This window comes from Paenibacillus sp. 37 (assembly GCF_008386395.1).
Taxonomy (GTDB): Bacteria; Bacillota; Bacilli; order Paenibacillales; family Paenibacillaceae; genus Paenibacillus; species Paenibacillus amylolyticus_B.
This window is the reverse complement of the sequence record NZ_CP043761.1, coordinates 5,306,047-5,319,144: the sequence shown is the minus strand read 5'-3', so window position 1 is coordinate 5,319,144 and position 13,098 is coordinate 5,306,047. Positions and strand designations below refer to the sequence as shown.

11 protein-coding genes are annotated in these 13,098 nt (G+C 37.9%); 6 read left to right on the top strand and 5 right to left on the bottom strand.

The features are described from left to right. The first annotated feature begins 188 nt into the window (after positions 1-188). The 3 genes from F0220_RS22845 to F0220_RS22835 all read left to right on the top strand — a co-directional run bounded on the left by F0220_RS22845 (position 189) and on the right by F0220_RS22835 (position 2,249). Entirely contained in the window at positions 189-1,136 is a 948-nt protein-coding gene (locus F0220_RS22845) for a helix-turn-helix transcriptional regulator (RefSeq protein WP_105601686.1), read from the top strand. A 73-nt stretch (positions 1,137-1,209) separates the two neighbouring features. Beyond that, a complete protein-coding gene (locus F0220_RS22840; RefSeq protein ID WP_105601685.1) occupies positions 1,210-1,776 on the top strand; it encodes a DinB family protein in 567 nt (188 codons plus the stop codon). Next, on the top strand, positions 1,773-2,249 hold the full coding sequence (locus F0220_RS22835) for an EVE domain-containing protein (RefSeq protein WP_105601683.1): 477 nt from the start codon (positions 1,773-1,775) through the stop codon (positions 2,247-2,249). Before F0220_RS22840 ends, F0220_RS22835 begins: the two co-directional genes overlap by 4 nt. A gap of 42 nt (positions 2,250-2,291) precedes the next feature. Here F0220_RS22835 and yidD read toward each other — a convergent pair whose 3' ends face one another. Together yidD and F0220_RS22825 are read right to left on the bottom strand one after the other, a co-directional pair. Next, positions 2,292-2,519, bottom strand: a complete 228-nt coding sequence (yidD, locus tag F0220_RS22830) for a membrane protein insertion efficiency factor YidD (RefSeq protein ID WP_105601844.1) — start codon at positions 2,517-2,519, stop codon at positions 2,292-2,294. A 292-nt stretch (positions 2,520-2,811) separates the two neighbouring features. Further along, positions 2,812-3,036, bottom strand: coding sequence for a hypothetical protein (locus F0220_RS22825; RefSeq protein WP_091020237.1), 225 nt, complete (start codon positions 3,034-3,036; stop codon positions 2,812-2,814). 261 nt (positions 3,037-3,297) lie between these two features. On the opposite strand from F0220_RS22825, the gene F0220_RS22820 reads away from it, so the two are divergent. Further along, positions 3,298-3,891, top strand: a complete 594-nt coding sequence (locus F0220_RS22820) for a YdeI/OmpD-associated family protein (RefSeq protein ID WP_105601682.1) — start codon at positions 3,298-3,300, stop codon at positions 3,889-3,891. Positions 3,892-4,011: 120 nt separating this feature from the next. Then, complete coding sequence (locus F0220_RS22815) at positions 4,012-4,263, top strand: type II toxin-antitoxin system HicB family antitoxin (protein ID WP_105601680.1); 252 nt, start codon at positions 4,012-4,014, stop codon at positions 4,261-4,263. Between the two features lie 32 nt (positions 4,264-4,295). Here F0220_RS22815 and F0220_RS22810 read toward each other — a convergent pair whose 3' ends face one another. Further along, complete coding sequence (locus F0220_RS22810) at positions 4,296-5,618, bottom strand: amidohydrolase family protein (RefSeq protein WP_105601678.1); 1,323 nt, start codon at positions 5,616-5,618, stop codon at positions 4,296-4,298. Between the two features lie 197 nt (positions 5,619-5,815). Then, complete coding sequence (locus F0220_RS22805) at positions 5,816-6,427, bottom strand: TetR/AcrR family transcriptional regulator (RefSeq protein WP_105601677.1); 612 nt, start codon at positions 6,425-6,427, stop codon at positions 5,816-5,818. A 620-nt stretch (positions 6,428-7,047) separates the two neighbouring features. Between F0220_RS22805 and F0220_RS22800 the strand changes: the two genes are divergently transcribed. Then, positions 7,048-10,806, top strand: a complete 3,759-nt coding sequence (locus F0220_RS22800; RefSeq protein WP_149846767.1) for a chorismate mutase family protein — start codon at positions 7,048-7,050, stop codon at positions 10,804-10,806. A gap of 1,373 nt (positions 10,807-12,179) precedes the next feature. On the opposite strand, the gene F0220_RS22795 is transcribed toward F0220_RS22800, so the two are convergent. Beyond that, positions 12,180-13,094: a hypothetical protein gene (locus F0220_RS22795; protein WP_105601674.1), complete on the bottom strand. Its 915-nt coding sequence runs from the start codon at positions 13,092-13,094 to the stop codon at positions 12,180-12,182. Positions 13,095-13,098 lie beyond the last annotated feature (4 nt).

Here is a 13,098-nt window from a genome sequence, read left to right as displayed (position 1 = left end):
ACGAAAAGTAGCTAAAAAGTAGAAGAAAAAACTGATATCCTTTTGGGGTGTCAGTTTTTTTCGGATAAAGACTGTCTCATCTTGGTGGCATGTAAGGCATTCCATTGCTGTAATTCACGAAACGAAAGGGCAAGTTACTGTGATAGAATGAGTTAAGTCTGGATGATGAAACGGTGGGGGCTTGGAACATGAACAAAACGGAGCGGCAGCTTGCGATTACGCTTGAATTGCAGCGAAGAAAGATGTTAAGAGCAGAAGATTTAGCTGCTCAATTCGAGACAAGTGTACGTACGATATATCGAGATATCCAGGCATTAAGTGAAGCTGGCGTTCCGATCATGGGAGCCCCGGGTCATGGGTATTCCTTGATGGAAGGATATTTTCTGCCCCCAGTAAGCTTCAGCGCAGAAGAAGCGGTATCCCTGCTTATGGGAGCTGATTTTATTGAACAGAGATTGGATACGGAATACGCGATGCAGGCTAAGTCGGCTCAACGGAAAATTGAAGCCATTTTACCTGAATCCGTTCGTAACGAGTCCACACGTGTCCGGGAAACGATGCGAACGCTTCATACGCTTGAACCCTTAACCCGAGCGAGGGTGAAGACATACCTTAACCAGATTCGTAATGCCATTTTGGAGCAACGTAAGATCAGCTTTATGTACCTGAAGAAAATGCCGGGAGCGGATGGCAATCGGTATAACATGCGTGAGGTTTCCCCCTATGGACTTTCGCTTGTCCAGGAGAATTGGGTATTGATCGCACGTTGTGATCTAAGGCAAGACATTCGTCATTTTCGTTTGTCACGTATGACTGAACTTTCAGAGCTGGAGGAACACTTCCATTTGCCGCCAGATTTTGATCTAAACAGTTATCGACCTCCTGACGACCGTAACGAACAAGTATTCATTCGGGCTAAACCTGAGATTGCTGACAAAATTATGGAAGCCCTACATTTTTATATGGATGCATTTGAAGAACAAGAGGAAGGTGTGATTTTTCATTTTCGTGTCCGCTATCCGGAGGAAATCTTGCATTATTTACTTGGCTGGGGTGGAGATATCGAGGTCTTGGAGCCGGAATCTTTACGCTTTCGAATGAAGGAAGTAGCCAAAAACATCTTAAAACACTACTGACATACACCTGTCAGTAGTGTTTTTTTATACTTGGATATATCACAGATCAAGAGGAATTGGAGTTGGTTGAAGGATGAGAAGTACAACGGAAGTATTGAAATCATTGGAAACTGCAGTAGAACGCTATTTGGCAGAACTGAACAAATTGGATATGAGTAGTTTACTTAAAAAACAAAGTGAAGAGGAATGGTCCATTGGGCAGATGTATGTACATTTGATTCAATCAGCGCTTTTCATGCATCTGCATAATGTTGAGCAGTGTTTGAGCAGCAAGGATTCGACATTAAACTCGGGGGAGGAAAAAACAGAACTAGGTAGGCAAGTGATTGAATCAGGACAATTCCCTCCTATTCCCGTAAAGGTTCCTGCTTCCCCGCAGTACACCCCGCAACCACCCGAGAGCAAGGAGTCGTTGATCGATGGTCTTCACATGGTTGTGGAGCGGATGAGGAGTACAGAACCTCTTGTAAACCAAGCATCGGTAAACAACAAAATACGTCATCCAAGGCTTGGCGCTCTCAACGCTAAGGAGTGGTTTTTGTTGATAGAAATGCACTACAGACATCATTTTTTACAATTGGATCGATTGAAATCGAATCTGGAGATGTATACGAGAGAAGGGGATGGGATGTATCTATGAAACCAAATCAGGACAGCAGATATTGGATTGGTGTTGTATCTGCTTCTCATGTGAATGTATCCGTAGAGGGAGGGTTTGTGCAGTTGTGCCATGGTAAGTCAGCGGTGTTGCGACAGATGTCTGCGGGTGATTGGATGATATACTATTCTCCACGCACTGACATTTCAACAGGCAAGCCGCTTCAGGCATTTACGGCTATTGGTCAAATTATTGACGATAGGATATATCAATATCAGATGTCGGAATCCTTTGTACCCTTTCGCCGAGATCTTCGTTATCTTCCATGTCGAGAAATCAAGATCGCAACCTTGTTAGACCAACTCTCTTTTACGCGCGGGAATCGCAATTGGGGGTTTCCATTTCGTAAAGGTCATTTTGAGATCGGGGCTGAAGACTTCATGATGATAGCTTCCTCCATGTTGGAAGATGAGACACAGTCACTACTGGATATTAGCTTAAGCCAGAAATGTTAACCAAACGAAAAGGCCCATAGATTGTCTATGGACCTTTTTGCTTTATGGATAATCATATCCTCCACCGTTGATATTACATTTGCGAAGACGATGAATGCCCAAGGAAAGACCTTTAATCGCCCCGTATTTCTCAATAGCTTGAATCATATACATAGAACAGCTTGGTTCAAAACGACATTTGTTCCTCACTTCAATGGGGGCAAAACGTTGATAAATTCTAATACTCCATATCAGGATTGCTCTAACACGTCGTAGAACTATGAAAAACATACTTGCTATGAAAACAACCTGGGCACTTAGCAAAGCATATACTGGGGTGAGTAGATTCAAGAGATAGAAACATATGATAGAGATGATTAGCCCTGTGAATAATGCAAGTGTAACGTTAAGCAAAGACTTCAACCAATCGATTTCTGGAATAACATGAGTTCTTATATAGAAACTGCTTCGAGGGTCGTTTTCTTCATGATGTGTATGTAAGAGTCTAATAAGTTCTTCTTCGGATGGCATGTTATTATATATCAGTTCCTCAGATTCTGAGTTTCTCATGATTGTTGTGCGATTAATGCATCTCTCTGTAGAAAATCAGCATATAATGATGCGTTGTAACGGGTTGCTGGAGACAACCGGGCTTCTCGGTAACGGCTAGCGACTCCATGGATTGATAGATCCATCCGGATTGTGCTTTGTGATTGATGATATCAGCAAATAAATTAACAGCAGCCTGAGTATCACCTCGGTTTACTTGAACATTTTTGGGACCTGGAACAACTGTGTACTCTCTCATTTAGATCATCCTTTCATCTGTTGGAATTATGACAATAGACATTCCATTATTTTACTATGGGTATGGTGAACTGTCGATTGAAACTTATTAGATGAGATTGGATTAAATTATAGGCCATCTAACAGGATGGTCTTTATTGCTATTAAGGTTTAAATTCAAGTAGAAAAGTCAATAAAAGCTCTGTAAGCAAAGCTGTACAATCCACTGAAAACCAGTACAATTGAACCTATAAAACCATGAGATAAAGAGAGGTACTTCTCCATGACGGATACAAGTGGGAATCGCAAAGTTGACGGCTATCTAAAGAACCTTAAATCGTGGCAGGAAGAGTCCACGAAGCTGAGAGAGATTATTCGAGATTTTGACCTAACAGAGGATATGAAATGGATGCACCCATGTTACATGCTCGATGGGAAGAACATCGTTCTCATCCATGGATTCAAAGAGTACGTGGCCATTCTGTTTTTCAAAGGTGCTCTGCTGAAGGATACGCATGGCATTTTGGTCCAGCAAACGGAAAATGTACAGGCAGAGCGCCAGCTTCGATTCACCAGTCTGGAGCAGATTGTGGAGCAGGAGGATTGGATCAAAGCCTATATCCAGCAAGCGATTGAAGTGGAACAAGCCGGACTGCAAGTGGAAATGAAAAAGACTACCGAATATAGCGTTCCTGAGGAACTCCAGCAGCAGTTCGATGAAAATCCTGCTTTCCGGGATGCATTTGAAGCACTCACACCCGGAAGGCAGCGGGCATATCTCTATTATTTTTCACAACCGAAGCAATCCAAAACAAAAGTGTCACGAATTGAGAAGTACATGCAGCCGATCCTGGAGGGCAAAGGGTTGAATGATTAATCTTATAACAATATATTTGAGGGAAATGAAGAGTTAAACGAGTTGAAAGCCTTTCAGCATATAATACGAAAGGCTTTTTGCTGTTTTTGATAAAAATTTAGATAACAGGAGGTGTCCCGTATGATTCGAACTTACCAATACTACGCAATTTTTAATTTTGCTGAAGATGGAATTAATGTTACATTTCCTGATCTGCCTGGATGTATCACCTGTGGCGATTCAGTTGAAGAAGCATTATTAATGGCGAAAGAAGCACTTGAATTATTTTTGGATAGAGAACCTGTTGAAGATATTCCGCCACCTCAAAGCATAATGCCTGAATTATTGAACTCTAAAGATAAAGCGTATTTAATTGAAGCCAATATTACGTAGTACTGATCGACTCTATGTTTACAATTCTGAACTCACCAAACTGAGTTTAGAACATCGTCGACTTCTTTGATTCTTGTGACAGATGGTGTTTGAATTAGATTTCCTTTGACCATGACCATCGAGATGTCTGACAAGGCCTCGATATGTTCCAGCGGATTTCGCTCCATAATAATCAGATCGGCATGTTTGCCGATATCCACCGTCCCTGTTACATCATCAACGCCCAGGATCTTTGCATTGGTTCGGGTCACCATGTCGATGACCTGTTTGTTGTTCAGGGTGGCCTGTCTCATGTAGTGGTCCATCTCTCTCCACATATCATAGTGAGTTACGTAAGGCATGGCGGCATCGGTGCCAATCCCGATGGTGATGTCGTTTTCGATCGCTTGCTTCACACCTTTGAGCATGGAATCGTAGACGAGTCTGGAATTCTCTTTTACCGTTGCACTGACCTTCGTTACGCTGGTATCCAGTGAGGCGGATGGATAAGCGGCTTGCAGGGTGGGGATGAGTGCGGTGTAGCCATTCAGGGCATTGGGATTATTTTTGAACAAATGAATGATTTCGTCGTCCATCTCCGAACCGTGCTCAATGGTATCGACGCCACCCTGTAACGCAACGCGTACACCTTCCGTGTTTTCCACATGGGCTGCCACCCGCAGGCCAATCTTATGCGCTTCGTCACAGATCGCCGCAACTTCTTCCACCGTCATCTGTAAACGTCCAGCTTCGCCCACCATTTTCGCATCCGTCACGCCACCCGTCACACAGATTTTGATCAGATCCACGCCGTGTTTAACATTCAGCCGTACATTTTTTCGTGCTTCCCACGGGGAGTCGCCCACCAGAGCGAGGAATGGAGCACCATGTCCGCCCGTGACACTTAGGAAAAATCCGGAGACAAGCAGATTAGGACCGACAAAGTCGCCGTTATTAATCTCATCCCGCAACTGGACGTCGGTGTAAAAGAATTCTCCCACGCTGCGCATCGTCGTTACACCCGCATGGAGAGCGGTCAGCGCATTGCGTTTCATGCGTTTTTTCAAAACGTTTCTGCCGAATTTCGTGTTCAGGATTCGATCATATGCGAACTTCAACATACCTTCGCTGGCAGATAGGCTGAATGGTTTACCATCTGCAAAGAGGTGCACGTGGGCGTTGATCAGTCCTGGCATTGCGTATTTCCCTGAGAGGTCGATTGTTGTGTAGTGACTAGGGATGCGTAACTCATGATCTTGGCCGATATCCTGAATGAGACCTTGTTCATTGACGAGAATGGTCATGTTTTTTTGCAGATTGCGGCTGGAGTCGCCGTGGATCAGATTGACGTTTTTTAATTCGTAAGCAGTGTTCATGTTGTGTTCCTCCTTAGGATGTGGGTGAGGTGAGTAGTTAGGGTAACGAAGATGCTTGTTTCAATAATGAATTATTTATTCATTATTGAAACAAAAAAATAAAGCGACTTAATGTTAGATATTTTTGCGTGCAAACCAAGTGAATTTGATCTGATCTGCACGCTTTGTCTACAACTCATAAGTGATGAGATGGAGCGTTATTCGTTGAGGCTCTTCATACCGTACAGTCTGTATACATACAACGCTTCGAATATTTGCTTCCGGCTCTCCTCACTCATATCCCGCTTCAACAGATCCAGGTTCATGTCGATCACGTTGTGTGCGAGGATGTTCAGCAAGATCAAATTCTCCTCGGTGCCAATCTCATACCGTTTATATTGATTCTTCAGATAGGCCTTCTTGGTTTCGATCATCAGCTCAACAAGTTCATTCTTGGCGTTGGTGTAGATGGTTCCTTTATTTTTTTCAAAGATGATGACAATCTGATTCCGGTATTTACGTAATACGTCTATCTGTTCCTGCAACAGCGCCGACTTTCGCTCTCTATCCGTTTCCTCGAACAAGGTCTGATTATCAAAGTGAATCGTCTCCACAAGCACATTTTTCAGATAATCCACCAGATCCGGCGGCACGACGGCGTAGAAGAGTTCTTTCTTGTTCTTAAAATAAGTATAGATATTGCCCACGGAGATATTGATCTCATCCGCGATATCGCTCATCTTGGCATCCACATAGCCCTTTTCAAAAAAGACTTTGAGCGCCGCATATTCAATCTCTTTCCTGACTTCGTCTTTCTTGGCTTGCACCATCGGAAACGACTCCTTATTAGTGAATATATGGTTCGTTATTAGGGTAGACCTTTTTGAAGTGGGTGTCAAATGGGAAGTGAGTGACGTATTAAAGTCTATTGTTGAATCTAGGGATAAAAAAGAGTAAGAGTAAGAATGATGGTGATAATGCTTAACTTTATCAACTAAGGTATTTCAACTTAAACACAATTAAGCATATAGATATTATTTCAAACTTAATTTGTATAGTCTTATGCTAAATTGGACAGGAAAAGTTAGCGTATGTAGAATAAAACTATCAAAGCATTGGTTGAATATCACTTAGTTTTCTATAGAATACAGCTAAAAAGAAATCGAGAGTTTCTGCCGTACTGTAGCGGGATATGCGTAGAGTTCATTTTTTCTATTTGGGGGGCTTATTCAATCAAGTGTTCTCCGCCCTGAAGTGTTTCCATGCCAAAACTGCATTTTCAGATTAATTAGAATTATGTTCATTCACCAAGTAAGCCTCCACCATTTGTTATCTTGAGTTGAAGTATTTTACAATGGAACGTTGAGTATCAGTTTTTTTAATATCAGACAAATATCTTGATTAATCTTCCAGATTTACTCTTGATATACAATCGAAATGGAGGTTTGTAATGTCTAAAATAAATCAAATACAAAATAAAATTCATGAGTTAAGTGGTGATGTATTTCAGAAGGTTGCTGACGCTTATCTGCATGCAAAGGGATATAATGATATTAACCCTTTAGGATCAGTAATTGGAGCTGACAAAGTAAGAAAAGGTACGCCTGACTCATTATGTACACTCCCCAATGGTAAATATGTTTTTTTTGAGTACACAACACAGAAATCAAATTTATATAAGAAGATTATTGATGATTTAGAAAAGTGTTTTAATAGAGCTAAAACAGGTATAGCTGTCGATCTAATTGAGGAGGTTGTATACTGTCATACATCTTCACTTACACCAGAAGAGGAAAAAGGTATAAGAAATCAATGTCAAGATAAAGGTGTGAATATTAACATTTTTGGTATCGGACCACTTTCTTTTGATCTGTACCAAAAGTATCCAGGTATCGCAAGGGATCTGCTAGGCATTGAAGTGGATACAGGGCAAGTCATATCAATAGATGATTTTGTTACTGCTTACAACAAGAGTGCGGTGGCAACTCCACTAGACACACAATTTCAATTTAGAGATGAAGAAGTTACTTCTATAGTATCTATGTTGGAAACAACAGATTTAGTGATTATTTCAGGACGTTCAGGTGTCGGAAAATCAAGAATAGCTCTGGAGTGTTGCCATAGATTCAAACTAATTCATTCAGAATACGAAGTCAGATGTGTATTTAATAGAGGTGTAAGTATTTTTGAAGATTTAGCTGTTCACTTTTCTGATTTTAAACCTTTTCTAATTCTTGTAGATGATGCTAATCGGTTAAATCAACTCGATTATGTACTCCAGTGGATACATAAACAAGAAATGGGTCGAAAAATAAAAATTATAGCTACAGTAAGAGATTATGCAAAAGTGAAAATTCAAAATTTGGCAAGAGAGTACGGGGGCTATTATGAACTAGAGGTTAATCCATTGAATAATGAGCAGATTAGCGATTTTATTAAAGAAGAATATGAGATAAAAAACATCCATTACTTAGATAGAATATCAGAAATATCAAAGGGAAATCCACGACTTGCTATTATGGCTGCGAAAGTAGCAAAAAGAGAAAATAACCTGCAGAGTATTGCAGATGTGACTAATATCTATGAAGAATATTATGAATCCATTAAGAGGGATATTAATGCATTAGATGATGAAAACGTAAAGAAGGCAGCAGGGATCGTTTCTTTGTTACGTACTGTAGACTTTTTAAACATTGATCAGATGGTCATCATAGAAGAAGTATTTTCAATTTCAAAGTATGAATTTTGGGAAGCAGTAAAAAAATTACATGATATTGAAGTATTTGATATGTACGAAAACGAAGCAGTAAAAGTTGCAGATCAAGTGTTGGCTACATATTTATTGTATTTAACGGTTTTTAAGGAGAACATTATTGATTTTTCTGACATACTAAAAAACTTTTTCCCGAACAGAAAACAGCTAATAATTGATGCTATCAATCCAGTGTTAAATTCTCTATATTCCCAAAAAATAATGGAGAAATTGAGTTCCCACGTCAAGTATTCACTAGCTATTGCAAAAGAAAACGGAGACTGGGAATTAGTTATGGAATTTTATAATGCGTTTTGGTTTATAGACCAAACATCTACACTATTATTCGTGAAGGATAGTTTGAAAGTACTTGAGGTTGAAATATTGGATTATAGGGATATTCAAATAAAAAAGAACGATAGAATATCAAATCCATCTCTTCTTAGTATCCTGAGTGCTTTTATTTCGTCAGATATAGAAATGTTCAACATGGCAAATGAACTTCTTGTATCGTTGTATAATAAACGACCAAGTCTTGCCTCCAATGTCTATACGATTTTAACAGAGTCATTCGGTTTTGATGTTGATTCCTATTTGCTTGAATATGAGCACCAAAATATTGTAATAGATGTATTGTGGAAAGAAATACAACTAAGTAAAGATGAACTTTTAATGAGATTATTTATAAAAGTCGCAGGATATTATGTCAGAACAAAATTCGAAAGCTCAGAATCCCAAGGGAATTCAGTACTCTTCAGAAGGTTTGAATTATATAAGACAGATTCACTAACTCAATTGAGAGGGAAAATATGGAATTTTATATTTGAGTTATTCCACAAAGAAAACCTCCGCAGTGAGATTCTAGAATTGATTTATAACTATAGTTCGTCGCGGTTAGAGGTATGTACTACAGAAATAATACAAAGCGATTCCCTTGAACTTTTTACTTTTTTATTTAATTCTTTGAATAAAGAAAGCTATTTGGAATGTAGTATTATGCAAACATATCTGGATTTGTTAAACGACCATAAAATTGAATTTGATGAACAGATGCAACAAAATTTTAAAAATGAAACTTATATCCTATCTGAGGTCTTATTCGGGAAGGAGGAGGAGTATTATTCGGAGGTGTTGGATTATAATGAGAAAATAAAGATGAGGAATATAAGAATTAGTGAATATTTTAGAGAATTTGTGCAAGATGACTATTCGAGATTTTTTAGTCAATGTACCGAGATTAAGAACAGTGGTTTTCTTGGAAATAGAGATGAATACAGTTTTAATGAAGGTTTTTTGGAAGTGTTTCAGGTATTGATAGATAGAGACCCGAAACTAGGGTTAGAAGTGTTAAATGATTACTTGAATCTGAACGATCCATTATCATTTAGCCCTACAGTCTTGATGAAAATATTTAAATTAAGATTCGAATCATACACATTACTGTTAGGTGTTATTCAAAAATCGTGTGTTGTCGAGAAAGATAAGTGGCTTTTTGGTTACTTGTATAATATACCAGAAAATTTACCTACTCAAAAAGATGTTGAATTATTGCTTGATCTTTATCGAAGTGCTAAACCTGAGTATGTACCGTACCATACTGATTACTTACTTAAATATACAGCAACTAATGAGGAAATAATCAAACAAGTTGTAGTAATTGCGTTGGAGCGTATAAATAATAACAAATATTTTGCTTATGCTATTGAGATGATATTTAACCCTCATACAGAAATCAACAAAGAACTTGAGATTCTATTTAGAGCTGATATTGAACTTTTAGAACAAGCCTATTTAGCGGTTATGAAAAATAGTAATTTTGTTGATTATGATGGTTCAGCTTTGAGAAAAATATTAAATTTAGACCCTAAGTTTATTCTTGAATTTGTAAGAAATTTTGATGAGATGGAGCGCCTTCGAAATCATGAAAGCATTGACTTTTCCTGCGTGTGGGATAATGACAAATATAACGAAATTATGGAAGGGTTACTTATATTTTTATATGAATACGAGCAAAAGAATCATTCACATAATAAAAGATCACTATTAAAGTTTATTTTCTTAGGTAATAAAAAGAAAAAAACTTTAGCTGAAGAAAGGCAGGATAGTTTTCTGAAAATTATTATTAGGAAATATAATTCAAATATTGAACTAATGAGAATGGTATTTTACGTTGTATCAAACTTCTCTACAAGTAGAAAGTTAATGCAACTTCAAGAATTATTGTCTTATAACAAAGAATATAGTCTCTTTAGAAAGCTGCCACTAGAAAAGAGTTCACGGGGGTGGTCAGGGAGTGAGATTCCTATTTTACTAGAAAGAATTACCTTTTTTGAATCAGTTCTAGGACTATTAAATTCTGTTGATTTACTTGAACATAGTCATGAGATTGAAGGGTGTATACGAGATTTACGCTATAAAATAGAAAAGGAGAAGAAAAGAGAATTTCTAACCGATTAAAAAGAAATTTTATTTTAACTGGCGGAGTTCATTGCATTTGCCGGAATCCCTTGTTTCACTCAGTTTTACAAAATCTATAAACTCCAGCCTACAGATGTTTTTAAACTAAGAAGTTCTTGCCCACAAAGGTTTACTTGTAAACTTCAATAAGCTTGTCCATTTCATAATCTCACCTGTAGATATGATACCTGCTTATTAAGGATTTAAATATCCCCCTTCTTAGAATGCGTCTTATCTAGCGCCTTGGAATAACGACATCTTACATGGAGATCGCGATGGATGTGGTCATTTCGCAACCTAAAGGCCGTTTCTCACAGTCACCGCTGATCTCTAAAAAGGTTTTCGTATGGTCAATCTGGATATGACCCATGGGCTAGATGTTTATTTTGCAGCCCGTTACTTATACTGGCAGCGCGATTCAAAGCTTGGGTTGGAGAACTGTTCATAAATCCTTATAAAACTATCTATTAAGTGATAAAAAGAATATTTTGAGGAGGAATTAGGATGCATTTAAAAGATTTAGCAAAGGGTTGGTGAATGTAAGGGGGACTTTTGTTACAGGAGATATGAAAAGGGTGTTGTACTCGGGTGCATCTGTTGGAAGGATTAATTGAAGACGAAAAGGAAGTTGCAAATTTGTAAAAAAATTGGGGTGTGAGCGAAAAAAATTTACGAAAGCGTCATATTCCTTTGAAGATCGATAGAGAGGCAGTATGTATTTATCTAAACTTCATTACAGAGTATATCATAATTTATTAATTCTGAGGACATTGAGGAGTTAGATAAAGTTTCATGAAAAAGAAAAGAAAAGTTAGACGGATATGCAATTGAACGTCTGCTTGAACTTTCAGTTTGAACAAATAAGTGTGCTGACCCCATTCTTCATGCTTCCCGATTGGAGTATATCGGTGGAATTCTAGGTTTTTAGATAAAGAGCACTTACCTTAGAGGGGTAACACGAGCTGATTTAATCTAAGCCGCTCTATAGACAGTTCATAGTACGACCAAATAAGGATAAGATGTGAAAAAAAGCATGGATAAGATGGCATTAGCTAGGGAAGACGCTCGGAGGGAGAAAAGGAAAATTGGCAGGTATAAAATTCAAAAAATAACAAGAAAAAATGAGTTAATATGCGTTAGTTAGTAGATGCTTAAATTCAGATACCATGTTGACAAAGAGTATACTTTACGGCACATATACAAGCTTGATACTTAATCGGTTGATCAAGCATCAAGCTTCCTTTATCTTTAAAATAACAGGCTAAATACTAGAATAGATTAGGCTTATAATGTTGTGCGATAATAATAAAATGTATAACTTACATATTAAATAGATAGAAGAAAGTCTTATTAGCGATGCATGGTGCATAACGCTAGTAATAGCTACACCAATCAGGTTGATAATCACCAACGACTCTCTCTACAGAGCTGATCCAAAGTGCAATTTCTTGTAATTTTATCTGCAATTCTTCAACTGACATTGCTGTTTCATCAGCTAAATTCCAAAGTACATTAAGTGCATACTTAATTCCCTCTTTAGGGTATTGAATTGAATCATGGTCAAGGTTCATAAGTAGAGGCCCGGATCCATCTTTATCTGATAAGCCATTAATTGATAAATGCTGCACATGCCACCCATCAATTCTTCTTTGAATTGTATAGGTATCTTCATGTCCCCAGCGCCTGCTGTAAACCCTGAATGATAATCGGTTGTTGAGATTAATATCCCCTTTAAAAGAGTTATCAGGTTTTAGAGTTCCATTTAGCACATTATATAAGTCCTCTAGAGTATGATAATGATTGTAGTATTGTTCTATGTTATCTTCTGGAAGGAGGCTGGAATTAATCATCATGTTCTCTTCATACTCAGGAAGACTAATCCAATGCAATTTTTCAAAGGATGATTGATACTTTTTATAGAAGTCATCATATATGTTACTTCCATCAAAAATGTTATTTAGATATTGTTCAGAAAATGATTTGAAGTTTTCTAAGTAATCATTAACTAGCTCGTCAGAGCTCGGTTCATTCTTCAGGGTATTATGAATGTTAGATATAGAAAAGATTTTGTCCCTAATGCCTTTTTTAAAAGTATATCTATCTCCTTTTTTTTCAAAGAAATGCTTTAATGAACTTGTTAGGTCTGACTGTCTGAAATAAAACTTCATTATTATCTGATCTTCTGTAAATTTATCATTTAGTTGAAATTGTTCAGCAACATATTGTCTTACCATTTTCAGTTGCAAATTTCTTTGCCTTGCTTTGATTTTAGTTACTTCGTCTGACATAAAA

Excerpts from the sequence above, each read along its gene's own strand:
- F0220_RS22845 (WP_105601686.1), top strand. The coding sequence starts at position 189 with ATGAACAAAACGGAGCGGCAGCTTGCGATTACGCTTGAATTGCAGCGA.
- F0220_RS22840 (WP_105601685.1), top strand. The coding sequence starts at position 1,210 with ATGAGAAGTACAACGGAAGTATTGAAATCATTGGAAACTGCAGTAGAA.
- F0220_RS22835 (WP_105601683.1), top strand. The coding sequence starts at position 1,773 with ATGAAACCAAATCAGGACAGCAGATATTGGATTGGTGTTGTATCTGCT.
- yidD (WP_105601844.1), bottom strand. The coding sequence starts at position 2,519 with ATGTTTTTCATAGTTCTACGACGTGTTAGAGCAATCCTGATATGGAGT.
- F0220_RS22825 (WP_091020237.1), bottom strand. The coding sequence starts at position 3,036 with ATGAGAGAGTACACAGTTGTTCCAGGTCCCAAAAATGTTCAAGTAAAC.
- F0220_RS22820 (WP_105601682.1), top strand. The coding sequence starts at position 3,298 with ATGACGGATACAAGTGGGAATCGCAAAGTTGACGGCTATCTAAAGAAC.
- F0220_RS22815 (WP_105601680.1), top strand. The coding sequence starts at position 4,012 with ATGATTCGAACTTACCAATACTACGCAATTTTTAATTTTGCTGAAGAT.
- F0220_RS22810 (WP_105601678.1), bottom strand. The coding sequence starts at position 5,618 with ATGAACACTGCTTACGAATTAAAAAACGTCAATCTGATCCACGGCGAC.
- F0220_RS22805 (WP_105601677.1), bottom strand. The coding sequence starts at position 6,427 with ATGGTGCAAGCCAAGAAAGACGAAGTCAGGAAAGAGATTGAATATGCG.
- F0220_RS22800 (WP_149846767.1), top strand. The coding sequence starts at position 7,048 with ATGTCTAAAATAAATCAAATACAAAATAAAATTCATGAGTTAAGTGGT.
- F0220_RS22795 (WP_105601674.1), bottom strand. The coding sequence starts at position 13,094 with ATGTCAGACGAAGTAACTAAAATCAAAGCAAGGCAAAGAAATTTGCAA.